This is a genomic window from Arenimonas malthae CC-JY-1 (genome assembly GCF_000747075.1).
Taxonomy (GTDB): domain Bacteria; phylum Pseudomonadota; class Gammaproteobacteria; order Xanthomonadales; family Xanthomonadaceae; genus Arenimonas; species Arenimonas malthae.
Window position 1 is genome coordinate 19176 of record NZ_AVCH01000104.1, and the last position, 22263, is coordinate 41438.

At 69.7% G+C, this 22263-nt stretch carries 23 protein-coding genes and 1 other RNA gene; 15 read left to right on the top strand and 9 right to left on the bottom strand.

Going from position 1 to position 22263, the window contains the following annotated elements:
• The first annotated feature begins 3 nt into the window (after positions 1–3).
• A complete protein-coding gene (locus N790_RS05285; protein WP_043801704.1) occupies positions 4–1506 on the top strand; it encodes an aldehyde dehydrogenase in 1503 nt (500 codons plus the stop codon).
• A gap of 43 nt (positions 1507–1549) precedes the next feature.
• On the opposite strand, the gene N790_RS15180 is transcribed toward N790_RS05285, so the two are convergent.
• Entirely contained in the window at positions 1550–2035 is a 486-nt protein-coding gene (locus N790_RS15180; protein ID WP_156969946.1) for a hypothetical protein, read from the bottom strand.
• Between the two features lie 196 nt (positions 2036–2231).
• On the opposite strand from N790_RS15180, the gene N790_RS05295 reads away from it, so the two are divergent.
• On the top strand, positions 2232–3497 hold the full coding sequence (locus N790_RS05295) for a ferredoxin reductase family protein (RefSeq protein ID WP_043801707.1): 1266 nt from the start codon (positions 2232–2234) through the stop codon (positions 3495–3497).
• Positions 3498–3503: 6 nt separating this feature from the next.
• On the opposite strand, the gene N790_RS05300 is transcribed toward N790_RS05295, so the two are convergent.
• Both N790_RS05300 and N790_RS05305 read right to left on the bottom strand, forming a co-directional pair.
• A complete protein-coding gene (locus tag N790_RS05300; protein WP_043801709.1) occupies positions 3504–4793 on the bottom strand; it encodes an NAD(P)/FAD-dependent oxidoreductase in 1290 nt (429 codons plus the stop codon).
• A gap of 1 nt (position 4794) precedes the next feature.
• Complete coding sequence (locus N790_RS05305; protein WP_043801711.1) at positions 4795–6162, bottom strand: glutamine synthetase family protein; 1368 nt, start codon at positions 6160–6162, stop codon at positions 4795–4797.
• 134 nt (positions 6163–6296) lie between these two features.
• On the opposite strand from N790_RS05305, the gene N790_RS05310 reads away from it, so the two are divergent.
• The 9 genes from N790_RS05310 to N790_RS05355 all read left to right on the top strand — a co-directional run bounded on the left by N790_RS05310 (position 6297) and on the right by N790_RS05355 (position 15929).
• Positions 6297–7067: a gamma-glutamyl-gamma-aminobutyrate hydrolase family protein gene (locus N790_RS05310; protein WP_043801713.1), complete on the top strand. Its 771-nt coding sequence runs from the start codon at positions 6297–6299 to the stop codon at positions 7065–7067.
• A 4-nt stretch (positions 7068–7071) separates the two neighbouring features.
• Complete coding sequence (locus N790_RS05315; RefSeq protein WP_043801715.1) at positions 7072–8457, top strand: glutamine synthetase family protein; 1386 nt, start codon at positions 7072–7074, stop codon at positions 8455–8457.
• Between the two features lie 16 nt (positions 8458–8473).
• Entirely contained in the window at positions 8474–9847 is a 1374-nt protein-coding gene (locus N790_RS05320; protein WP_043801717.1) for an aspartate aminotransferase family protein, read from the top strand.
• Positions 9848–9942: 95 nt separating this feature from the next.
• Complete coding sequence (locus N790_RS05325) at positions 9943–11079, top strand: extracellular solute-binding protein (RefSeq protein ID WP_043801718.1); 1137 nt, start codon at positions 9943–9945, stop codon at positions 11077–11079.
• Positions 11080–11133: 54 nt separating this feature from the next.
• A complete protein-coding gene (locus N790_RS05330) occupies positions 11134–12231 on the top strand; it encodes an ABC transporter ATP-binding protein (protein ID WP_043801720.1) in 1098 nt (365 codons plus the stop codon).
• 8 nt (positions 12232–12239) lie between these two features.
• Complete coding sequence (locus N790_RS05335; protein WP_043801816.1) at positions 12240–13148, top strand: ABC transporter permease subunit; 909 nt, start codon at positions 12240–12242, stop codon at positions 13146–13148.
• The gene (locus tag N790_RS05340) at positions 13145–13990 is read left to right on the top strand and encodes an ABC transporter permease subunit (RefSeq protein ID WP_052385707.1); all 846 of its coding nucleotides are present in this window, start codon (positions 13145–13147) and stop codon (positions 13988–13990) included. The genes N790_RS05335 and N790_RS05340 overlap by 4 nt, the downstream gene beginning before the upstream one ends.
• A 4-nt stretch (positions 13991–13994) precedes the next feature.
• Complete coding sequence (locus N790_RS05345) at positions 13995–15353, top strand: NAD-dependent succinate-semialdehyde dehydrogenase (RefSeq protein ID WP_043801721.1); 1359 nt, start codon at positions 13995–13997, stop codon at positions 15351–15353.
• A gap of 90 nt (positions 15354–15443) precedes the next feature.
• A complete protein-coding gene (locus tag N790_RS05355; RefSeq protein ID WP_156969947.1) occupies positions 15444–15929 on the top strand; it encodes a hypothetical protein in 486 nt (161 codons plus the stop codon).
• On the opposite strand, the gene N790_RS05360 is transcribed toward N790_RS05355, so the two are convergent.
• Complete coding sequence (locus N790_RS05360) at positions 15926–17104, bottom strand: MFS transporter (RefSeq protein WP_043801726.1); 1179 nt, start codon at positions 17102–17104, stop codon at positions 15926–15928. The two genes, N790_RS05355 and N790_RS05360, sit on opposite strands and share 4 nt — an antisense overlap.
• Before the next feature lie 15 nt (positions 17105–17119).
• Complete coding sequence (locus N790_RS15925; protein ID WP_156969948.1) at positions 17120–17293, bottom strand: hypothetical protein; 174 nt, start codon at positions 17291–17293, stop codon at positions 17120–17122.
• Between the two features lie 53 nt (positions 17294–17346).
• Here N790_RS15925 and msrB point away from each other — a divergent pair, with 53 nt between their 5' ends.
• On the top strand, positions 17347–17793 hold the full coding sequence (msrB, locus tag N790_RS05365) for a peptide-methionine (R)-S-oxide reductase MsrB (protein WP_043801728.1): 447 nt from the start codon (positions 17347–17349) through the stop codon (positions 17791–17793).
• Positions 17794–17840: 47 nt separating this feature from the next.
• Here msrB and ssrA read toward each other — a convergent pair.
• Together ssrA and smpB are read right to left on the bottom strand one after the other, a co-directional pair.
• Positions 17841–18193: a transfer-messenger RNA gene (gene ssrA, locus N790_RS15520) on the bottom strand.
• A gap of 129 nt (positions 18194–18322) precedes the next feature.
• A complete protein-coding gene (gene smpB, locus N790_RS05370) occupies positions 18323–18838 on the bottom strand; it encodes an SsrA-binding protein SmpB (RefSeq protein WP_043801730.1) in 516 nt (171 codons plus the stop codon).
• Between the two features lie 26 nt (positions 18839–18864).
• On the opposite strand from smpB, the gene N790_RS05375 reads away from it, so the two are divergent.
• Positions 18865–19290 (top strand): type II toxin-antitoxin system RatA family toxin, encoded by a 426-nt coding sequence (locus tag N790_RS05375; protein WP_043801732.1) that lies wholly within the window; start codon positions 18865–18867, stop codon positions 19288–19290.
• Between the two features lies 1 nt (position 19291).
• On the top strand, positions 19292–19585 hold the full coding sequence (locus N790_RS05380; RefSeq protein ID WP_043801734.1) for an RnfH family protein: 294 nt from the start codon (positions 19292–19294) through the stop codon (positions 19583–19585).
• Here N790_RS05380 and N790_RS05385 read toward each other — a convergent pair.
• Complete coding sequence (locus N790_RS05385) at positions 19582–19983, bottom strand: outer membrane protein assembly factor BamE (protein ID WP_052385709.1); 402 nt, start codon at positions 19981–19983, stop codon at positions 19582–19584. The genes N790_RS05380 and N790_RS05385 overlap by 4 nt on opposite strands.
• Before the next feature lie 100 nt (positions 19984–20083).
• Between N790_RS05385 and fur the strand changes: the two genes are divergently transcribed.
• Complete coding sequence (gene fur, locus N790_RS05390) at positions 20084–20491, top strand: ferric iron uptake transcriptional regulator (RefSeq protein WP_043801737.1); 408 nt, start codon at positions 20084–20086, stop codon at positions 20489–20491.
• A 13-nt stretch (positions 20492–20504) separates the two neighbouring features.
• On the opposite strand, the gene recN is transcribed toward fur, so the two are convergent.
• Positions 20505–22178, bottom strand: a complete 1674-nt coding sequence (recN, locus tag N790_RS05395; RefSeq protein ID WP_043801739.1) for a DNA repair protein RecN — start codon at positions 22176–22178, stop codon at positions 20505–20507.
• Between the last annotated feature and the right edge of the window lie 85 nt (positions 22179–22263).

Consider the following 22263-nt stretch of genomic DNA (forward strand, 5'->3'; position numbering starts at 1 on the left):
GCCATGACCCGACCCAAGACCCGCGAAGACTGGGAGCAGCGCGCCGCCGCGCTGTCCATCCGCCACCAGGCCTTCATCGACGGCCAGTGGGTGGACGCCGCCAGCGGCCGCACCTTCGACTGCACCAGCCCCATCGACGGCCGCGTGCTGGCGAAGGTGGCCGAATGCGGCTCGCTGGACGTGGACCGTGCCGTCGTCGCCGCGCGCCGTGCCTTCGACGCCGGCAGCTGGGCCAATGCCCGCCCCACGCACCGCAAGAAGGTGCTGGTGAAGTTCGCCCAGCTGGTGCAGGAGCACGGCGAGGAGCTCGCCCTGCTCGAGGCGCTGGACATGGGCAAGCCGGTGGACGACGCCCTCTCGGTGGACGTGGCCGCCTCGGTACGCTGCCTGTCCTGGACCGGCGAGGCCATCGACAAGGTCTACGGCGAGGTGGCCGCCACCGGCCAGGACGAACTGGGCCTGGTCACGCGCGAACCGCTGGGCGTGGTGGGCGCCATCGTGCCCTGGAACTTCCCCATGCTGATGGCCTGCTGGAAGCTGGCCCCGGCGCTGGCCACCGGCAATTCGGTGGTGCTCAAGCCTTCGGAAAAATCCCCGCTCACGGCGCTGCGCCTGGCCGAGCTGGCCATCGAGGCGGGCATCCCGGCCGGCGTGTTCAACGTGCTGCCCGGCTTCGGCCGCGGCGCCGGCGAGCCGTTGGCCATGCACATGGACGTGGACGGGCTGGTGTTCACCGGCTCCACCGCGGTGGGCAAGCACCTGATGGTGTGCGCCGGCATGTCGAACATGAAGCGTGCCTACATGGAGTGCGGCGGCAAGAGCCCGAACATCGTCTTCGCCGACGCGCCCGACCTCGAGCGCGCCGCCAAGGCCGCGGCCAGCGGCATCTTCTACAACCAGGGCGAGGTGTGCACCGCGGCGTCGCGCCTGCTGGTGCAGCGTTCGGTCAAGGACGAGTTCGTCGCGATGGTGGCGAAGTTCGGCGAGCGCATGCAGCCGCGCCACCCGCTCGAGCCCGGCGCGCCCATGGGCGCCATGGTGGACGAGGCCCAGACCGAACGCGTGCTGCACTACATCGCCAAGGGCCGGGAGGAGGGCGCGCGCGTGGTGATCGGCGGCCAGCGCCTGCAGACCGTGGCCGGCGGCTGCTACCTGGCGCCCACCATCTTCGACGGCGTGCAGCCCGGCCACACCATCGCCCGCGAGGAGATCTTCGGGCCGGTGCTGAGCGTGATCGCCTTCGACGACGAGGCGGAAGCCGTGCGCATCGCCAACGACAGCGACTACGGCCTGGCCGCAGGCGTATTCACGTCCGACCTCGGCCGCGCCCACCGCGTGGCACGCAAGCTGCGCGCCGGCAGCGTGTGGGTGAACTACTGGGACGGCGGCGACATGACCGCGCCGTTCGGCGGCTACAAGCAGAGCGGCAACGGCCGCGACAAGTCCCTGCACGCCTTCGAGAAGTACACCGAGGTCAAGGCCACCTGGATCAACCTCGACGCCTGAGCAGCACGGGAGGCAGCGTTGGCCGCCTCCCGTGGCGCGGGCTTCAGCGGTTCCGGCGCTTGGGGGGCGGCGGGGGCTGCGGCGCGGCCGGCGGCGAAGTCGGACTGGCCTGGCGACGGTACATGCGGTCCTGCGGCGGCTCGTCGGGGATCTCGACGCCGCGGGCCTTGGCGCGCTCCTTCATCTGCTCGTGGTGCCGCGTGCGGAAGGCCTGCCGTTCCTGCTCGGTGGCGAGGCTGCGCATGTGGTTGCGGTAGGTCGCACGCTCTTCGTCGGTCATCAGGTCGTAGCCGTACATCATGTCGCGATCGCGGGTGCGGTCCTGGTCGCGGTCCTGGTCCGGATCGCGGAGGCGGTCCTGGTCGCGGTCTTGGTCGCGGTCCTGGTCACGGTCCTGGTCGCGATCCTGGTCGCGATCCTGGTCCTGGGCCGCGCCGGCCGGCGACGGGTCCTGCGGGGTCTGTGCCGATGCGGGCAACGCGGTCGCCAAGCCCAGGCACAGGAACAACAACGCGGATGTCTTTTTCATGGGGATCACCTTGGGGGGGATGGCCGGACTTGTCCGGCAGCCAAACACTGCTCCCGTGGCGAGACTCCCGGATTGACGTGGGTCAAGGGGCGGGCGCCGGCCGTCGGCTCAGGCCTGCTTGATGCGTATCAAGGGCCAGGCCGTCGAACGGGTCCAGTCTTTGCGCAACGCTTGGAACCCGAAGGATTGGCCTCTCATGCGCCTGACCACCGCCCCTTTCCTGGCTGCCATCGTCGTGGTCTCCACCGGGCTGGTGCTGGCCGAGGTGCCGGCCGCCACCTGGGCCTCGACCGCTGCACTGAGCCTCGCCGCCGGCGTGGCGGCCCTGGCCATGATGGGCCTGGCGGCGCTGCTGGGCGCGCGCTGGCGCTGGGTCGAGGACCTGTTCGGCGGGCTCGACCGCGTTTACGAAGTGCACAAGTGGCTGGGCGTGTGGGCGCTCGCGCTGGCCTCGGTGCACCTGGTGTTCAAGGCCGGCGCGCCGGGCTGGGAAACGGCGTCCATCCTGCCGCTGCCGCCGTACTGGACGCGGCTGGTGCGCCAGCTGAGCTACGTGGCGCTCGGGCTGATCGTGCTGCTGGCGCTCAACCGCAAGATTCCCTACGGCACCTGGCGCTGGTGGCACAAGCTGTCCGGGCCGCTGTTCCTCATCGTCGTGCTGCACTGGCTGAGCTTCAAGTCGCCGATCGCGCTGGCGTCGCCGGCGGGGCTCTGGCTGGCGCTGTGCGCGGCGCTCGGCATCGCCGGCGCGGCGTGGAAGCTGCTGCTGTATCCCTTCTTCTCGCGCCATGCCGAGTACCGCGTCACGGCGGTCACGCCGGGCCCGTCCTCGGTGCGGCTGGAACTGGCGCCGGTGGGGCGCGGCATCGCCTTCGAGGCGGGGCAGTTCGCCTTCCTGCGCCTGCTGCAGCCGGGCCTGCGCGAGCCGCATCCGTTCACCCTGGCCAGCGCCGGCGGCCCCGGCCAGCCCGTGCAGTTCGTGATCCGCGCGCTCGGCGACTACACCAGCAAGCTGGTGGCCGAGGCGGCGCCGGGCATGCACGCCGAGGTATACGCGCCCTTCGGCCGCTTCCAGCGTTATGCCACGGGCGATTTCGAAGTGTGGATCGCCGGCGGCGTGGGCCTGTCGCCCTTCATCGCCTGGCTGCAGGACGATGGCGCCGAGGGACTGGGCCGCGTCACGCTGTTCAATTTCTACACGCCGGGGCGCGAGTTCCCGGGCATGGACGAACTGGGCGCGCTGGCGCGCAAGCGCGGCGTGGACTGGGTGCCGGTGGCCGGCGGCCCGGGCGCGCCGGAATTCCGCGAGCGCTTCGAGTGGCTGGTGGGGCAGGTGGGCGCCGCGAAAATTTCCATCCGTTTCTGCGGCCCGGCCGGCCTGCTCGCCGCCGTGCGCGCCGAAATGGCCCGGCACGGCATTCCGGCGTCCAAGCTTCGCTACGAGCAGTTCGAGTTCCGCTGAGCCGGCTTACCAGAGCGCATCGCGCAGCTTGAACCAGGCCATCGCGGCCACCAGCAGCGGCGTGCGCAGGGCGCGGCCGCCGGGGAAGTTGCGGTGCGGGATGCGGGCGAAGGCGTCCAGGCGCGCGGCCTGGCCTCGGATGGCTTCGGCGATGACGCGCCCGGCCAGGCCCGTGGCCGCCACGCCATGGCCGCTGAAGCCCTGCGCGAAATACACGTTGTCGCCCAGCCGGCCCCAGTGCGGCGCGCGGTTGAGGCTGATGTCGATCAGCCCTCCCCAGACCGAATTGAACTTCACGTCGCGCAGCTGCGGGAACACCCGCGTCATGCGCGCACGCATGGTGCCGGCCAGGTTCGGCGGCGGCAGGGTGGAATAACTGGCGCGGCCGCCGAACAGCAGGCGGTGGTCGGCGCTGAGCCGGAAATAGTCCAGCGCCCAGTTGATGTCGGCCACGGCCATGCCGTTGCGGATCAGGGCTTGCGCGCGCTCTTCGCCCAGCGGCTCGGTGGCGCCCACGTAGGTGCCCACCGGCATGATCTTGTCGTCGAGCTCGGGCGCGATGCGGTAGGCCAGCGCGTTGCCGGCCAGCACCACGAAACCGGCCTGCACCTCGCCCTTCGCGGTGCGCAGCACGGGCCGGGCGCCACGCTGCAGCGAGAGCACCTCGCTGCCCTCGTGGATGCGCACGCCCGCGGCTTCGGCGGCGCGGGCCAGGCCCAGGGTGTAGTTGAGCGGGTGCAGGTGGCCCGAACGCGGGTCGTACAGGCCACCGAGGTAACGCGGGCTGTCGAGCTGGGCGCGCAGCTGCTCGCGGTCCCACCACTGCACGCCGTAGCCGTAGGTGTCGGCCAGGTCGGCCTGCCAGGCCTTCAGTTCGGCGACGTGGCGCGGCTTGATGGCCACGTGGGCGTGGCCGTCGCGCCAGTGCGCGTCGATGCCGTGGTCGGCGATGCGTTGTTTCACCAGGTCGACGCCTTCGACCGACCAGTCGAACAGCGCCTTCGAGGCCTCGCGCCCGACCATGGCGGCGATCTTCGCCTGGTCGCAGCCGTAACCGAAGATCACCTGGCCGCCGTTGCGGCCGCTGGCGCCCCAGCCGGTGCGCCGGGCTTCCAGGACGATCACCTTCAGCCCGGCCTGGGCCAGCTCCAGCGCGGCCGAAAGGCCGGTCAGGCCGGCGCCCAGCACCACCACGTCGGCGGTGTCGCGGCCCTGCAGCGGCGGCCGCGCCGGCGACGGCGTGGCGCTGCGCGAATACCAGGAGTCGACGTGCGCCGATGGGTTGCGCACGGCCATGTCAGACCTGCCGCAGGTACCAGTCCACTTCCAGCGTGGTGACTTCCCGGTGGAAGCTGCGCAGTTCCTTCAATTTCTGCTGGCCGAAGATGTGCCGGAAGCGTTCGCCGAAGTGGCGCAGCACGAAGTCGCTGGCCATGAAATCGCGCAGGGTGTCGCGCCAGAACAGCTCGCGGTGTTCGGTCTGCTCGTAGGCGTTGCCCACGATCGGCGCGCCCGGGTCGCCCTTGTCCTCCAGCCCCTGCAGGATGCCGGCCAGCACCGCCGCCGTGACCAGGTAGGGGTTGGCGTCGGCGCCGGCGATGCGGTGCTCGATGCGCACGTTGGCTTGGTCGCTGTGCGGGATGCGCATGGCCACCGTGCGGTTGTTGAAGCCCCAGGCGTCGTTGAGCGGCACGAAGGCGTTGAGCACGAAGCGGCGGTAGCTGTTGGCGTGCGGCGCGAACAGCAGCATGCAGTCGGTGCTGGCGCGCTGCAGGCCGGCCACCGCGTGGCGCAGCGCGTCGGACGGCGCCTCGGGCGTGCAGGCGAACACGTTGTTGCCGGCCGCGTCGAGCAGGCTCACGTGGATGTGCGTGCCGCTCCCGGCCTGGTCCACGAAGGGCTTGGCCATGAAGCTGGCCATCAGGCCCTGCTGCGCCGCCACGGCCTTCACCGCGCGCTTGAGCAGGATGGCGTCGTCGCAGGCCTGCACGGCGTCGGCGCGGTGCTTGAGGTTGATCTCGAACTGGCCGGGCGCGTATTCCGCCACCGCGGTGTCGGCCGGGATGCCCTGGGCGCAGCAGGCGCGGGTGACCGCGTCGGTGAAGCCGCGGTAATCGTCCAGGTCCTGCATGTAATAGACCTGCGTGGTGCGGTTGCGCTCGCCGGTGGCCGGGTTCACCGAGGTTTGCGGCCGGCCGTCGGCGCCGAGCTCCGCGTCGAGCAGGTAGAACTCCAGCTCCACCGCCACCACCGGCGTCAGGCCCAGGGCCTTGAAGCGTTCGACCACGCGCTTGAGCACTTCGCGCGGGTTGGCTTCGAACAGGCCGCCCTGGCCGTCTTCCATCTGCAGCAGCAGCTGGGCGGCGGGGCGGGGCTGCCAGGGCACCGGGCGCAGCGTGCCCGGCACCGGGCGGCAAATGCGGTCCTCGTCGCCGATGTCGTAGCCGAGGCCGGTTTCCTCGACGGTGTTGCCGGTGATGTCGGTGGCGATCAGCGACATCGGCAGGCAGACGCCGTCTCGGTAGACCTTTTCCAGCGCGTCGCGGGTAATGCGCTTGCCGCGCATCAGGCCGTTCATGTCGGGCAGCAGCAGGTCGACCTGCTCGCAGTCCTTGAGCTGGTCGAGCACGGCGGCGTCGGCGGCGGGCAGGGCGAGCTGGGTCATGGCGGGGCATCCACGGAGGTGGCGGGAGCATACCACCGGCGCCCGTTTGTAAAGAATCCTCATCATTTGGGGCCTTGCGTTGATAAAATCGAACGCCGGGAGTAAGGTCGGGCATCCCTTCGCCGAGCCCCTGTATGCGTCGAGCCCCGCTGGTCGGCCTGCCATGCGATCGAAAGCAGATCGGGCACCACCCGTTCCAGGCCGTGGGCGAGAAATACATCCGGGCGGTGGTGGACGGGGCGGGCTGCCTGCCGGTCCTGCTGCCCTCGCTGTCGCCGCCGCTGGACCTGCGGGCGCTGCTCGGGTCGCTCGACGGGCTGCTGCTCACCGGCGCCTACAGCAACATCGAGCCGCACCATTACGGAAACGAGCCCAGCTTCGAGGGCAACCTGCACGACCCCGCCCGCGACGCCACCACCCTGGGCATCGTGCCCCTGGCCATCGAGCTGGGCCTGCCGGTGCTGGCGATCTGCCGCGGCCTGCAGGAAGTGAACGTGGCCCTCGGCGGCAGCCTGCACCAGAAGGTGCACGACATCGCCGGCTTCGACGACCACCGCGAAAATCCCGACGAACCGCTGGGCGTGCAGTACGCGCCCTCGCACGTGGTCGAATTGGCCGAAGGCGGGCTGCTGGCGCGCATCGCCGGCGGCCGCGAGGCACGGGTGAATTCGCTGCATGGCCAGGGCATCCGCCGCCTGGGCGAAGGCCTGGTGGTGGAAGCCACGGCGCCCGACGGCCTGGTCGAGGCGGTGCGGCTCGACCGCGGCCGCCCGGACGCGCCTGACCCATTCCTGCTGGCGGTGCAGTGGCACCCGGAGTGGAGGGTCACGGAAAATCCCTTCTACCTGGGCACTTTCCAGGCATTCGCGGCGGCCTGCCGCGAACGCGCAGCGAACAGGCAGTAGCCCCATGGCCAAGAAGAAAGAACCAGTAAAGACCGAGCAGGAACAGCAGGAGAGCACGCTCAAGCGCTGGCTCAAGGACCGCCGCATCACCGAGGTCGAGTGCCTGGTGCCCGACATCACCGGCAACGCGCGCGGCAAGATCATCCCGGCCGCGAAGTTCTCGCACGACTACGGCACCCGCCTGCCCGAGGGCATCTTCGCCACCACGGTGACCGGCGAATACCCGGACGAGTACGACGACCTGGTCAGCCCCTCCGATTCCGACATGGTGCTGCGCCCGGACCCGGAGACCATCCGCATGGTGCCCTGGGCCACCGACCCGACGGCGCAGGTGATCCACGACTGCTTCACCAAGGACGGCCGCCCGCACGAACTGGCCCCGCGCAACGTGCTGCGCCGCGTGCTGGCGCTGTACGAAGGCCTCGGCCTGCAGCCGGTGATCGCGCCCGAGCTGGAATTCTTCCTGGTCCAGCGCAACACCGACCCCGATTTCCCGCTGCAGCCGCCGGCGGGCCGCAACGGTCGCCCGGAAACGGCGCGGCAGTCGTATTCGATCGACGCGGTCAACGAATTCGACCCCATCCTCGACCTGATGTACGACTACTGCGAGGCCATGGACCTGGACGTGGACACGCTGGTGCACGAATCCGGCGCGGCCCAGCTGGAAGTGAACTTCGTGCATGCCGACCCGATGTCGCGCGCCGACCAGGTGTTCCTGTTCAAGCGCACCATGCGCGAGGCGGCCATGCGCCACGGCATCTACGCCACCTTCCTGGCCAAGCCGATGGAAAACGAGCCGGGCAGCTCGATGCACATCCACCAGAGCCTGCACAGCCTCAAGACTGGCAAGAACGTGTTCTCCAGCGGCAAGGCCGGCGCCCACACCGAGGTCTTCATGAACTACATGGGCGGCCTGCAGAAGTACGTGCCGGCGGCCATGGCCTTCTTCGGCCCGAACGTGAACTCGTACCGGCGTCTGGCCTTCGGCGAGGTCTCGCCCAAGAACGTGCAGTGGGGCTACGACAACCGCACCTGCGGCCTGCGCGTGCCGCTGGACACGCCGGAAAACGCCCGCGTCGAAAGCCGTTTCGCCGGTTCCGACGTCAACCCCTACCTGGCCCTGGCCGCCACCCTGGCCTGCGGCTACCTGGGCATCAAGGAAAAGCTGCAGCCCACCGAGCCGCTGGCCGGCAGCGCGCACGCCAAGGGCTACGACCTGCCGCGTTCGCTGGAGGAGGCCATCGCCGAGCTGCGCGCCTGCAAGCCGCTGCGCCAGCTGCTGGGCGAACGCTTCGTGCGCGCCTACACGGCGGTCAAGGACAAGGAACACCAGACCTACCTGCGCGTCATCAGCTCCTGGGAACGCGAGTTCCTGCTGCTGAACGTCTGAACCCCTCGGAGCACCCATGGACTCGATCGACACCCGGACCCTGCAGGCGCTCGACGCCGCCCACCACCTGCACCCGTTCAACGACAACGCCGCGCTGGCCAAGAAGGGCACCCGCATCCTGACCAAGGGCGAGGGCTGCTACGTCTGGGACGCCGAGGGCAACAAGCTGCTCGACGCCTTCGCCGGCCTGTGGTGCGTGAACGTCGGCTACGGGCGCAAGGAACTGGGCGAGGTGGCCTCGCGGCAGATGACGCAGCTGGCCTACTACAACAGCTTCTTCGGCTGCACCACCGAACCCACGGTGCACCTGGCCGCCAAGCTGGCCGAGCTCACGCCGCACGACCTCAACCACGCGTTCTTCACCAACTCCGGTTCCGAGGCCAACGACACCATCCTGCGCCTGGTGCGGCACTTCTGGGCGGTGCAGGACCAGCCGCACAAGAACATCTTCATCGGCCGCCACAACGGCTACCACGGCTCCACCGTGGCCGGCGCCAGCCTGGGCGGCATGAAGGGCATGCACAAGCAGGGCGGCCTGCCCATCCCCGACATCCACCACATCGACCCGCCGTTCTGGTTCGGCGACGGCGGCGAGATGGGCGAGGAGGAATACGGCCTGCACTGCGCGAAGCGGCTGGAGGACAAGATCCTCGAACTCGGCCCCGACCGCGTGGCCGCCTTCATCGGCGAACCGATCATGGGCGCCATCGGCGTCTACATCCCGCCGCGCAACTACTGGAAGGAAATCGAGCGCATCTGCCGCAAGTACGACGTGCTGCTGGTGGCCGACGAGGTCATCTGCGGGTTCGGCCGCACCGGCGAGTGGTTCGCCAGCCAGTACTACGACTTCCGACCGGACGTGATGACCCTGGCCAAGGGCATCACCTCGGGCTACATCCCGCTGGGCGCCGTGATGTTCAACGACCGGGTGGCGGACGTGCTGGCCACCAAGGGCGGCGAACTGGCGCACGGCTACACCTACTCGGGGCACCCGGTCTGCGCGGCGGTGGCGCTGGAGAACATCCGCATCCTGCAGGACGAGCGCATCGTCGAGACCTGCAAGGCCGACACCGGCCCCTACCTGGCCGAAAAGTGGAAGGCGCTGGGCGAACACCCGCTGGTGGGCGAGGCCCGCATCGCCGGCATGGTGGGCGCGCTGGAACTGGTGCCGCGCAAGCCGGCGCGGGAATTCTTCCCGGACCGGGGCAGGGTGGGGCAGCTGTGCCGCGACGTCGCCCTGCGCAACGGCCTGATCCTGCGCGCCACCAACGATTCGATGCTGCTGTCGCCGCCCCTGGTGATCACCCGGGCGCAGGTGGACGAGCTGGCCGAGAAGGCCTGGAAATCGCTCGACATGACCGCGAAGGAGCTGGGCATGCCGACCGGCTGAGCCCGCCGCCCCGGCGTGCCGGGGCCTGGCGGGCCGTGTGTATGATGCAATCCGCAGGAACCGCTGTTTCATTCACCTTTTTGGGGAGAGTGCCGATGAAACTCAGGATGTCCGCTTTGCTTGTCGCCCTGCTCGCCGCCGGTTGCGGCCGCGAGCAGCCCGCCGACGGGGCCGGGGAACAGGCCGCCGCCGCGCCCGAGGCCGCGCCCAAGGTCCTCAACGTCTACAACTGGTCGGACTACATCGGCGAGGACACCATCGCCAACTTCGAGAAGGAGACCGGCATCAAGGTCACCTACGACGTGTTCGACTCCAACGAGGTGCTCGAGGCCAAGCTCATGGCCGGCAACACCGGCTACGACATCGTGGTTCCGTCGCTCACGTTCCTTTCGCGGCAGATCCAGGCCGGCGTGTTCCAGGAACTCGACAAGTCCCGGCTCAGCAACTACGGCAACCTGGACCCGGCCTTCATGTCCCTGCTGGCCCAGAACGACCCGGGCAACGCCCACGCGCTGCCCTACCTGTGGGGCACCACGGGCATCGGCTACAACGTGGCCAAGGTGAAGGAAGCGCTGGGCGAGGACGCGCCGGTGGACAGCTGGGCGCTGGTGTTCGAGCCGGAGAACCTGGCCAAGCTCAAGGGCTGCGGCGTGGCCATCCTCGACACCCCGTCCGAGATCATCCCGCCGGTGCTGCGCTACCTGGGCGAGGACCCGAACAGCTTCGACGAGGCGGTGATCCAGAAGGGCGTGGACCGCCTGAAGGAACTGCGCCCGCACATCACCTACTTCCATTCCTCGCAGTTCATCAACGACCTGGCCAACGGCGACATCTGCGTGGCGGTGGGCTGGTCGGGCGACATCATCCAGGCCCAGGGCCGCGCCGCCGAGGCGGGCAAGGGCATCGAGATCGCCTATTCGATCCCGAAGGAAGGCGCGCCCATGTGGTTCGACATGCTGGCCATCCCCAAGGGCGCGGCCAACGTGGACAACGCCTACCTGTTCCTCGACTACCTGATGCGCCCCGAGGTGATGGCCGGCGTGCAGAACTACGTGATGTACGCCAGCGCCAACCAGGCGGCGCTGCCGCTGGTGGACGAGGCCGTGCTCCAGGACCCGGGCATCTACCCGACCGAGGAGACCAAGGCCAAGCTGTTCACCCTGGCGGTGCTGCCGCCGGAAGTGGACCGCCTGTTCACGCGCCACTGGACCACACTCAAGACCGGGCAGTAAGCCACGATGGCAGCAACGGCAAGCGGCGCCCTCGCCGGCGCCCCGAAGAACGACATGCTCGGTGCGGAGGGTTACCTCCGCATCGAGTCGGTCCGCAAGGAATTCGACGGTTTCGTCGCGGTGGACGACGTCAGCCTGTCCATCCGCAAGGGCGAGATCTTCGCCCTGCTGGGGGCCTCGGGCTGCGGCAAGTCCACGCTGCTGCGCTGCCTCGCCGGCTTCGAGCGGCCCACCAAGGGCCAGATCATCCTCGACGGCCAGGACATCGTCGGGCTGCCGCCCTACGAGCGGCCCATCAACATGATGTTCCAGTCCTACGCGCTGTTCCCGCACATGAGCGTGGAGCAGAACGTGGCCTTCGGCCTCAAGCAGGACGGCATGGCCAAGGCCGACATCGCCCGGCGGGTGGAGGAAATGCTGGCCTTGGTGCAGATGGGCAAGTACGCCAGGCGCAAGCCGCACCAGCTCTCGGGCGGCCAGCAGCAGCGCGTGGCGCTGGCGCGTTCGCTGGCCAAGAGCCCCAAGCTGCTGCTGCTCGACGAGCCCATGGGCGCGCTCGACAAGAAGCTGCGTTCGCAGATGCAGCTCGAGCTGGTGAACATCGTCGAGCGCCTGGGCGTGACCTGCGTGATGGTCACCCACGACCAGGAAGAGGCCATGACCATGGCCCACCGCATCGCGGTGATGGATGCCGGCTGGATCCGCCAGGTCGGCACCCCCGACGAGATCTACGAGCAGCCGAGCTGCCGCTTCACCGCCGAGTTCATCGGCTCGGTGAACCTGATCGAGGGCCAGATCAAGGACGACGAGAAGGACTTCGTCACCATCGCCAGCCCGGCCATGGAGCACCTTGTCTACGTCGGCCACGGCGTCACCGGCTTCGAAGGGCAGGCGGTGGCCCTGGCCCTGCGCCCCGAGAAGATCCAGGTGGACAAGGAAGAACCCGCCCAGCCGCACAACAAGGTGCGCGGCACCATCGAGGACATCGCCTACTTCGGCAGCCACTCGGTATTCCACGTGCGCCTGCCGGGCGGCACCAAGCTGCTGGCGAACATGGTCAACAGCCAGCGCTGGGCCAGCGAGAAGTTCACCTGGAACGACAGCGTCTGGCTGAGCTGGGGCGACCAGGCCGGCGTGGTGCTCACTTCGTGACCGGCAGGCTGCTGCGTTCGGTGCGGAGGCGCCTGCCGGGCTCGCGCTGGCTGGTGATCGCGGTGCCCTACCTGTGGATGCTGCTTTTCTTCGCCATCCCGTTCGCCATCGCGCTCAAGATCAGCTTCGCCAGCGCCGCCATCGCCATGCCGCCCTACACCGACCTGGTGCAGTGGGCCGGCGACAAGGTGCAGTTGACCATCAACACCGCGAACTACCTGTTCCTGGTGCGCGACAGCCTGTACGTCAACGCCTACCTGAGCTCGCTGGAGATCGCGGTGGTGTCCACGGCGCTCTGCCTGCTGCTGGGCTACCCCATCGCCTACGCCATCGCCCGCATGGACCCGGCCACCCGCAACGTGGCCCTGATGCTGGTCATCCTGCCCAGCTGGACGAGCTTCCTGATCCGCATCTACGCCTGGGTGGGCATCCTCAAGAACAACGGCCTGCTCAACAACTTCCTGATCGGGCTGGGGCTCATCGACGAGCCGCTGCAGATCCTGCACACGCCGGTGGCGGTGTACATCGGCATCGTCTACGCCTACCTGCCGTTCATGGTGCTGCCGCTGTATTCGAACCTGGTCAAGCACGACCACCGCCTGCTCGAGGCCGCGTCCGACCTGGGCGCGCGGCCCTGGAAGGCCTTCCTCACGGTCACGCTGCCGCTGTCGAAGGCCGGCATCATCGCCGGTTCGATGCTGGTGATGATCCCGGTGGTGGGCGAGTTCGTCATCCCGGAGATGCTCGGCGGCGCCGACACCCTGATGATCGGCCGCGTGCTCTGGCAGGAATTCTTCAACAACCGCGACTGGCCGGTGGCCTCGGCCGTGGCGATCGTGATGCTGGTGCTGCTGATCGTTCCCATCACCATCTTCCACCGCTACCAGTCGAAGGAAATGGAGTCGAAGCTGACATGAGCCCCGGCCGCGGCAATTCCGGCTTCACCCGGGCCATGCTGGTGCTGGGCTTCGTGTTCCTGTACGCGCCCATCCTCAGCCTGATGGTCTATTCGTTCAACGAGTCCCGCCTGGTCACGGTGTGGTCGGGCTTCTCGGTGAAGTGGTACGGCGAACTGTTCCGCGACCAGCAGATGATGGACGCGGCCTGGGTGAGCATCCAGGTGGCGTTCTGGACCGCCTGCGCCTCGGTGGTGCTGGGCACGATGGCGGCGATGGTGATGACGCGCTTCCGCCATTTCCCCGGCAAGACCCTGTTCGGCGGGCTCATCACGGCGCCGCTGGTGATGCCGGAAGTGATCACCGGCCTGTCCATCCTGCTGCTGTTCGTGTCCATCGGCCCGGTCATCGGCATCGGCGAGCAGCGCGGCATGCTGACCATCTGGATCGCCCACGTCACCTTCTGCATGGCCTTCGTGACCGTCGTGATCTCATCGCGCCTGCAGGAGCTGGACCGCTCGCTGGAGGAAGCGGCGATGGACCTGGGCGCGAACCGGCTGAAGGTGTTCTTCGTGATCACCCTGCCCATCATCGCGCCCGCGCTGATTTCCGGCTGGCTGCTGGCCTTCACCCTGAGCCTGGACGACCTGGTGATCGCCAGCTTCGTCTCGGGCCCCTCGTCCACCACGCTGCCGATGAAGGTGTTCTCGTCGGTGCGCCTGGGCGTCAGCCCCAAGATCAACGCGCTGGCGACCCTGATGATCCTGGTCGTCACCGTCGCCGCCGTCATCGGCTGGTGGGTGATGACGCGCGAAGACAAGAAACGCCAGCGCGACATCCAGCTGGCGCTGCAGAAGGGTTGAAGCCATGACCGTCGAGAACCGCGATCCCTGGACCGGGGAGGTCCGCGCGTATTCCATGATGTCCGCCGGCGCCGTGGAGGCGAAGCTGGCCGCCGCCGACCGCGCCTTCCCGGCCTGGGCCGCGCGCCCGCTCGGGGAGCGCGGCGCGCTGCTGCTGCGCGTGGCCGACGAACTGCACGCCCGCCGCGACGCCATCGCCGCCACGATGACGGCCGAGATGGGCAAGCTGCGCCGCGAGGCGCTGGCCGAGATCGAAAAATGCGCCGGTGCCTGCCGCTATTACGCGCGCCACGCCGGCGACTACCTGCGCGAGGAAACCATCGGCACCGAAGCCGCGCGCAGCTACGTGCGCTACGAGCCCATCGGCTGCGTGCTGGCGATCATGCCGTGGAACTTCCCGCTGTGGCAGGTGTTCCGCTTCCTGGCGCCGGGCCTGATGGCCGGCAACGTGGCCCTGCTCAAGCACGCCACCAACGTGCCCGGTTGCGCCGACGCGATTGCGGCCGTGCTTGCGGACGCGGGCGTGCCGGAGGGCGTGTTCGGCGTGCTGCACATCGACAGCGAACAGGCCGCGGAAGTCATCGCCGACCCGCGGGTGAAGGCCGTCACGCTCACCGGCAGCGAACGCGCCGGCCGTTCGGTAGCCGCCACCGCGGGCAAGCACCTGAAGAAGTGCGTGCTGGAACTCGGCGGCAGCGACCCCTTCATCGTGCTGGAGGACGCCGACCTGGCCAAGGCCGTGCCGGTGGCCGTGGCCTCGCGCTTCGGCAACGCCGGCCAGACCTGCATCGCCGCCAAGCGCTTCATCGTGGTGGAGGCGGTGGCCGACCGGTTCATCCAGGCCTTCGCCGCGGCGGCTTCGGCGCTGCGCGCGGGCGACCCGAACGACGAGGCCACCACGCTGGCGCCCATGGCCCGCGCCGACTTGCGCGACGAACTGCACCGGCAGGTCCGGGCCAGCGTGGAGAAAGGCGCGCGGGTGCTGTTGGGCGGCGAGCCGGGGCAGGGCGCCACGGTGTATCCGGCCACGATCCTCGATGGCGTCGCGCCCGGCATGCCGGCCTGGGACGAGGAGCTGTTTGGTCCCGTGGCCAGCCTGATCCGCGTGCGCGACGAGGCCGAGGCCATCCGCGTGGCCAACGACACCGCCTTCGGCCTGGGCGCCAGCGTCTGGACGGCCGACGCAGCCCGCGGCGAGCGCGTCGCGGCCCGGGTCGTGGCGGGCGCCTGCTTCGTCAATTCGCTGGTGAGGAGCGACGTGCGGCTGCCCTTCGGCGGCACCAAGGCCAGCGGATTCGGCCGCGAGCTGGCCGGCCACGGCATCCACGAGTTCACCAACATCAAGACCGTCTACGTGGCCTGAGGCAGGGTCGCATTCGTGTGAAAACCGGTTAGACTCCGGCCGTTGGCGTGGTCCGAAGGGGGCGGCCTGCCTGTTCACGGGAGGAGTCGCTTGGATACGAAAGCATGGCGGCCGTTGGCCGCGGGTGGATTGTTGCTGGCGCTGCTGGCCGCCGTTCCGGCGCAGGCGCGCACGGATGAAACGCCGGCCCCGGGCCGCGCCGAAGTCGAGGCCCAGCTGAAGCTGGCCGCCGAAGCCGTGGAAGCGGCCAGGGTGGAGTTCCAGGCCCGGGACACGCAGCTCAAGGCCGCGCGGGCCAACCTGACCCGCGCCGAGTCGGCGCGCAACGTCGCCGCCCAGCGGCTGGCCGAGGCGCAGGCCCAGGCGGCCCAGGGCAAGGCCACGCGGGCGCAGGTGGACGAACTCAAGGGCATGGTCCAGCGCGCCATCGCCAGCGTCGGCGAGGTGCGGGCCGAGATCGCCGCCGCCGAGGCCGCCATCACCCAGGCCCAGGCCACCATCGTGGCGGCGCAGTCGGCGGTGGCCGCGGCGCAAACCGGCGTCGCCGCTTACCTGGGGCAGGACGGGGAAGGTTAGGGCCTGGCCGGGGCGCCCTGGACCCAGCCCAGCATCAGCAGGGCGGCGCCGGCGGAACAGGCTGCCGAAACGCCGAAGGCGAGGGCCGGTGACACCGCCTCGTACAGCCATCCGAACAGGGCCGAGGCCGGCAGCAGCAGTGCGCCGGCCACCAGGTTGAACCAGCCGAAGGCCGTGCCCCGCCGGTCCGCCGGGGCGAGGTCGGCGACGAGCGCCTTTTCGGTGGCTTCGGTCGCGGCCAGGAACAGCCCGTAGCCCGCGAACAGGACGAACAGCATCCCCAGGCCGGGGGTGGTCCAGCCGAGGGCCAGGTAGAAGGCCGCGTAGGCGAAATAGCCGCCCACCAGCAGCCGCTTCCGCCCCCAACGGTCGGAAAGCGCGGCGAGCGGCGTCGAGAACACCATGGCCACGGCGGACACGGCTCCCCAGAGCAGGGGAACCTGCGACGCGGGCACGCCCAGCTCGCTCGCGCGCAGGAGCAGGAACATGTTCGAGGAATTGCCCAGGGTGAAGAGCGCGAGCACGACCAGGTAGCGCCGGAGCATCGGCGGCATGTCCCGGACGCGCCAGTCGAAGCCGCGGTGCGCCGGGGAGGGCAGGGCCGCGGGTTCGCGCATCAGCAAGGTCAGGCCCAGGCAGGCGATGGCAGGCAGGACCGACCAGAGGAAGATGTCGCGCAAGGGCATGCCCGCGGCCAGGAGCAGGGCGGCGAGCAGGGGGCCGGCCACGGCGCCGGCGTTGTCCATCGCGCGATGCAGGCCGAAGGCCAGCCCGCGCTGGCCCGGGGCCACGCTGCCGGCGAGCAGCGCGTCCCGGGGCGAGCTGCGCAGCCCCTTGCCGACGCGGTCGGCGACGCGGATGCACAGGAGCCAGGGCCAGGAAGTGACGAAGGCCACCAGCGGGCGGGCGAAGCCGGCGATGCCATAGCCGAACACCAGCCAGGGCTTGGTCCGCCGCGTCCGGTCGCTCAGGACGCCAGACACCAGTTTCAGCAGGCTGGCGGTGGCCTCGGCCAGGCCTTCGATGAGGCCGAGGGCCTTGGGGCCCGCCATCAGCACCGAAGCCAGGTACAGCGGCACCAGCGGATAGAGCATCTCGCTGGCGCTGTCATTGAGCAGGCTGACCAGGCCGACCAGCCAGACGGTTCGCGGGAGCGTGGCGATGCCTCGCAACATGGTCGCCAGCCCGGGTCAGGGGCCGACGGCGGCCAGGATGGTGTGCAGCACCAGCCCGAGCATCGCCGCGACGCCCAGCCAGAGCAGGAAGATGCCCCGGGGCCTTGCCCGCAGGGTGAACCCGACGGCGATCAGCGCGATCGCGATGATGGAAACCCCGACATGCGGCCAGAAGCTGATGGTCTCCACGCGCTGTCCCCTTGTACGCAGCCTCGACGCAGGCCGGGGTTAGGATAGCGCGCATGCATACCTGGAAAGACGTCCTCGAACGCCTGGCCCGTGGCAACCCCATGCCGCCGGCACGGGTCGAACGCAGCCCGGCGCAATGGCGCGAGCTCCTGCCGCCGGACGTCTTCCACGTCACGCGCGAGGCCGGCACCGAGCGTGCCTTCAGTTCGCCGATGTGCAGCCTGTTCGAGCCCGGCCGCTATGGCTGCGCCTGCTGCGGCGCGCCGCTGTTCGACGCCGGCAGCAAGTTCGAATCGCACAGCGGCTGGCCATCGTTCACGGCGCCGCTGGCCGATGCCGCCGTGGCCTACCGGATGGACGAAAGCCACGGCATGCGGCGCGTCGAGATCACCTGCAACGCCTGCGACGGCCACCTGGGCCACGTGTTCCCCGACGGCCCGCCGCCCACCGGGTTGCGGTTCTGCGTCAACGCGCTGTCGCTGCGCAAGCTCGGCGGGTGAGCCACCGCGGAAACGGCAACGCCGCCCGGGGGCGGCGTTGGCGTGTTTGGTGGAGGTGGGGGGAGTTGAACCCCCGTCCGAGAGCACTCCATCTCCGGCACTACATGCTTAGCTCGTTGTTGGTTCTCGTACGACGGCAACACAACGTGCGAGGCACACCGTCGTCCACACCCGCTAAGTTCACTCCCGGTTGGCGGGTCGCCGCCGGGAGCTGTTCCGTGATGATGACCCTACATCCACGAGCACGGGCACAAGTGGGTTCGGGGCTTACGCCTTAAGCGGCGAGAGCGTAGTTGTCGTCGTTGGCAACTAAGGTTTTGCCGCTGGATTAACGAGGAAAGCTGCCCCCTCGGCATGCGCCAGTCGACTTTGCGACCCCCGTCGAAGCCAGGACACCCCCGGAAACTCGGAAATCTTTGATCAACCGACATCACCAGTATGGGGCTGGCCCCGCCCCGCCACAAGGCCATGCGGGGACGCCTTCAGGCGCGATTGATGCTTGCGGGGCCCTGGAGGCCCTCCCGCGGGATCAGGCGTTCTTGTTGGCGCGGCGCATGACGCGCTGCTTGTCGCGCTGCCAGTCGCGGTCCTTGCTGGCCTGGCGCTTGTCGTGCGACTGCTTGCCCTTGGCCAGGGCCAGTTCCAGCTTGACCTTGTTGCCCTTCCAGTAGGCCGCGGTGGGGATGAGCGTGTAGCCGTCGCGCTCGACCTTGCCGACGAGCTTGTCGATCTCGTGCCGGTGCAGCAGCAGCTTGCGGGTGCGGCGGTCGTCGGCCACCACGTGGGTGGAGGCCTGGCTGAGCGGGGTGATCTGGGCGCCGAACAGGAAGATCTCGCCCTTCTTCACCACGGCGTAGGCGTCGCCCATGTTCATGCGGCCGGCGCGGATGGACTTGAGCTCCCAGCCTTGCAGGGCGATGCCCGCCTCGAAGCGGGCCTCGAGGTGGTAGTCGTGCCGGGCGCTGCGGTTGAGGGCGATGGTCTTGTTGGCTTCCGCCTTGTCCTTGCCGCTTCCGGTATTCTTGGCGCTGTTTTTCTTCGACATGTCCTTTCCTTGGCGGCCATTGTCCCATGACGAGCATCCAACGGCACGCGCTGGTGCGGCATTCGGCCCGGCGCATGTTCGACCTGGTCAACGACGTCGCTGCCTATCCGGCGCGTTTCCCCTGGTGCGAGTCCTCGCAGGTGCTGGAAGTTTCCGAGACCCACATGCTGGCCCGGCTGGACCTGCGCCTGGCCGGCCTGCGCACCAGTTTCACCACCCGCAACACCCTGGAGGCGCCGACCCGCATCGACCTGCAGCTGGTCGAGGGCCCGTTCCGCAAGCTCACCGGCGCCTGGCACTTCCACAGCCTCGCCGAGGACGCCTGCAAGGTCAGCCTGGCCATGGATTTCGAGGTGGCCGGCAAGGTGCTGGGTTCGGCCCTGGCCATCGGCTTCCAGGGCGTGGCCGACCGCATGGTGGACGATTTCTGCCGCGAGGCCGACCGGGCCTGAGATGGCGGCCGGCGCGCTTTCCGTCGAAGTGGTCTACGCGCTGCCGGCGCGCTGCTGGCGCTGGCCGCTGCGGCTGCCCGCGGGGGCCACGGTGGCCGACGCGCTGGCCGCGGCCGACATCGCCGCGGTGGTGCCGGGCTGGGTGGCGGATCCGGCCGGCCTGGCGGTGTTCGGGCAGGCGGTGGCGCTGGAAACGCTGCTGCGCGACGGGGACCGGGTGGAGGTGCTCAGGCCGCTGCTGGCGGACCCGAAGCAGGCGCGGCGGCGCCGCGCCCGCGAAGCCGGGAAGGCTTAGCCGCCGCTCGGGGCGGGGCGGCGCGGCTTGTCCTTGTCGCGCGCGAGGTTGCCGAAGCGGCGCATCTCGGCGGCGAGCTTGGAATCGGCCTCGGGGAAATACTCGCCTTCCCAGCGCGCCAGCGAATCGCCTTCGAACCACAGGGTCAGGTTCTTCACCTCGGTGTCACCGACGCGACGGCGTTCCGTGGCAACGTAGTCCCAGCGCGACTGGTGGAACGGGTCGGCGATGGGCGGCGAACCCAGCAGGCTGAACACCTGGCCGCGGGTCATGCCGACCTGCAGCTGTTCGACGTTCTTCGATTCCAGCAGGTTGCCCTGGAAGACGGGCTGTCGGTAGATGATGCCGCAGCCGCCGATCAGGGCGGTGGCGAGGAGGAGCGTCAGGGCCTTGCGCATTGCGTGCTGATCCGGGGTCGGTGACGGCCCGATGATACACTACCGATTGCAGCCGCCAGCCACGCCCGCGCCGCGCGACGGACGGTATTCAGGAGACGACATGGAATCCCAGGACCTGCGAAAGGCCGGCCTCAAGGTCACCCATCCGCGCATCCGCATCCTCGATGTGCTCGAAAGCACCAGCCCCAAGCACCTGACCGCCGAAGACATCTACCGGCAGCTGCTGGAAAAGGGCGACGACATCGGACTGGCCACGGTCTACCGCGTGCTCACGCAGTTCGAGGCCGCGGGCCTGGTGCTCAAGCACAACTTCGAGGGCGGCCAGGCCGTCTACGAACTCGACCGCGGCCAGCACCACGACCACATGGTGGACGTGGACACCGGCAAGGTGATCGAGTTCACCAGCCCCGAGATCGAGCGCCTGCAGCACGAAATCGCCGCCAAGCACGGCTACGTCATCGAAGAGCACTCGCTGGTGCTCTACGTCCGCGCCAAGAAAAAGAAATAGTTGCGGGAAAAAATCAGCTTTCCTGGGCGCGGGAGAGCATCTGGCGGGCGTTGGCGCGGACTTCCTTGGTGATCTCGACGCCGCCGAGCATGCGGGCGAGTTCCTCGACGCGGGCCTTCGGGTCCAGGGCTTCGACCTGGCTGTGGGTGGCGTCGGCTTCGACGGCCTTGCTGACCCGGTAGTGGTGGTGGCCCTGGGCCGCCACCTGGGGCAGGTGGGTGACGCACAGCACCTGGCGCTCGGCGCCGAGGGCGCGCAGCTTCTGGCCCACGACTTCCGCCACGGCGCCGCCGATGCCGGTGTCCACCTCGTCGAACACCATGGTCGGCACCGCGTCCAGGCCCAGCGCGGCCACTTCGATGGCCAGGCTGATGCGCGCCAGTTCGCCGCCCGAGGCCACCTTGCGCAGCGCGCGCGGCGGCTGGCCGGGATTGGCGGACACCAGGAATTCGCAGCGTTCGGCGCCCTGCGGGGCCGGGCGGGTCGTGTCGAGCGGCTCCAGCGCCACCGTGAACACGCCGCCGCCCATGCCCAGTTCGGACATGAGCGCGGCCACGGCCTGGCCCAGACGGGCCGCGGCGGCGGCGCGCGACTGGCCCAGGCGGCTGGCGGCGGCCTGCCAGTCGCGGGCGAGGGCGTCGAGTTCGCGGCCGAGTTTCGCGGCGCGTTCGCCGGCGCCGCTCAGGCCGTCCAGTTCCTCCTGCAGGGCGTCGCGGCGCGCGGCCAGCGCGTCCAGCGGCACCCGGTGCTTGCGGGCCAGCTCGTGCAGGCGGGCCAGGCGCTCCTCGAGCCGGCGCAGGCGCTCGGGGTCGAGGTCGAAATCGTCGTGCAGGCGCTCCAGCCCGGCGGCGGCCTCGGCCAGCTGGATGCCGGCCGATTCGAGCAGGCCCAGTACCTCGGCCAGGCGCGGTTCGTCGGCGGCCAGGCGCTGCAGGTCGCCGCGGGTCTGGTGCAGCAGGCGCTGCACCGACAGCCCCTCGTCGCCGGCCAGGCGGGCGAGGGCGGCCTGGCAGCCCTGCAGCAGGCCGGCCGCATTGGCCTGGCGGCGGTGCGCGGCGGCCAGTTCGCCCAGGTCGGCGGCGTCGAGGTTTTCGGCCGCCAGTTCCTCGACCTGGTGCTGCAGCCAGGCGATGCGGTCGCCGACGTCGCCGGCGCGGGCCAGTTCGCCCAGTTCGCGGTCCAGCGCGGCCCAGCGGCGGGCCAGTTCGCGCACCTCGGCCAGCAGGCCGGCGTGCTGGCCGAAGGCGTCGAGCAGGGCCAGCTGCTGGCCGCGGTCGAGCAGGGCCTGGTGTTCGTGCTGGCCGTGGATTTCCACCAGCAGGCCGCCCAGCTCCGACAGCTGGCCCAGGGTGGCGGGGCGGCCGTTGATCCAGGCGCGGGAGCCACCGTCGGCGCGGATGACCCGCCGCAGCTGGCAGCCGTCGCCGTCGTCGAGTTCGTTCTCGCGCAGCCAGTCCAGGGCCGCCGGGGCGTCGGAAAGGCGGAATTCGGCGGCCAATTCGGCGCGCTCGGCGCCGTGGCGGACGATGCCGGCGTCGGCACGGGCGCCGGTGAGCCACATCAGCGCGTCCACCAGCAGCGACTTGCCGGCGCCGGTTTCGCCCGAAACCACGGTCATGCCGGGCCCGAAGGCCAGTTCGGCGCGGCTGACGACGGCGAAGTCCTGGAGCGTGAGGTGGCTGAGCATGGCGGGCCAGATTCTGCCTGAAAGCCGGCAGCCTGCGCTGCCCCCGTCTCACGGGCCAAGACGCCGCCGACCCGGCCTGGCGTAG

Excerpts from the sequence above, each read along its gene's own strand:
- N790_RS05285 (WP_043801704.1), top strand. The coding sequence starts at position 4 with ATGACCCGACCCAAGACCCGCGAAGACTGGGAGCAGCGCGCCGCCGCG.
- N790_RS15180 (WP_156969946.1), bottom strand. The coding sequence starts at position 2,035 with ATGAAAAAGACATCCGCGTTGTTGTTCCTGTGCCTGGGCTTGGCGACC.
- N790_RS05295 (WP_043801707.1), top strand. The coding sequence starts at position 2,232 with ATGCGCCTGACCACCGCCCCTTTCCTGGCTGCCATCGTCGTGGTCTCC.
- N790_RS05300 (WP_043801709.1), bottom strand. The coding sequence starts at position 4,793 with ATGGCCGTGCGCAACCCATCGGCGCACGTCGACTCCTGGTATTCGCGC.
- N790_RS05305 (WP_043801711.1), bottom strand. The coding sequence starts at position 6,162 with ATGACCCAGCTCGCCCTGCCCGCCGCCGACGCCGCCGTGCTCGACCAG.
- N790_RS05310 (WP_043801713.1), top strand. The coding sequence starts at position 6,297 with ATGCGTCGAGCCCCGCTGGTCGGCCTGCCATGCGATCGAAAGCAGATC.
- N790_RS05315 (WP_043801715.1), top strand. The coding sequence starts at position 7,072 with ATGGCCAAGAAGAAAGAACCAGTAAAGACCGAGCAGGAACAGCAGGAG.
- N790_RS05320 (WP_043801717.1), top strand. The coding sequence starts at position 8,474 with ATGGACTCGATCGACACCCGGACCCTGCAGGCGCTCGACGCCGCCCAC.
- N790_RS05325 (WP_043801718.1), top strand. The coding sequence starts at position 9,943 with ATGAAACTCAGGATGTCCGCTTTGCTTGTCGCCCTGCTCGCCGCCGGT.
- N790_RS05330 (WP_043801720.1), top strand. The coding sequence starts at position 11,134 with ATGCTCGGTGCGGAGGGTTACCTCCGCATCGAGTCGGTCCGCAAGGAA.
- N790_RS05340 (WP_052385707.1), top strand. The coding sequence starts at position 13,145 with ATGAGCCCCGGCCGCGGCAATTCCGGCTTCACCCGGGCCATGCTGGTG.
- N790_RS05345 (WP_043801721.1), top strand. The coding sequence starts at position 13,995 with ATGACCGTCGAGAACCGCGATCCCTGGACCGGGGAGGTCCGCGCGTAT.
- N790_RS05360 (WP_043801726.1), bottom strand. The coding sequence starts at position 17,104 with ATGTTGCGAGGCATCGCCACGCTCCCGCGAACCGTCTGGCTGGTCGGC.
- msrB (WP_043801728.1), top strand. The coding sequence starts at position 17,347 with ATGCATACCTGGAAAGACGTCCTCGAACGCCTGGCCCGTGGCAACCCC.
- smpB (WP_043801730.1), bottom strand. The coding sequence starts at position 18,838 with ATGTCGAAGAAAAACAGCGCCAAGAATACCGGAAGCGGCAAGGACAAG.
- N790_RS05375 (WP_043801732.1), top strand. The coding sequence starts at position 18,865 with ATGACGAGCATCCAACGGCACGCGCTGGTGCGGCATTCGGCCCGGCGC.
- N790_RS05380 (WP_043801734.1), top strand. The coding sequence starts at position 19,292 with ATGGCGGCCGGCGCGCTTTCCGTCGAAGTGGTCTACGCGCTGCCGGCG.
- N790_RS05385 (WP_052385709.1), bottom strand. The coding sequence starts at position 19,983 with ATGCGCAAGGCCCTGACGCTCCTCCTCGCCACCGCCCTGATCGGCGGC.
- fur (WP_043801737.1), top strand. The coding sequence starts at position 20,084 with ATGGAATCCCAGGACCTGCGAAAGGCCGGCCTCAAGGTCACCCATCCG.
- recN (WP_043801739.1), bottom strand. The coding sequence starts at position 22,178 with ATGCTCAGCCACCTCACGCTCCAGGACTTCGCCGTCGTCAGCCGCGCC.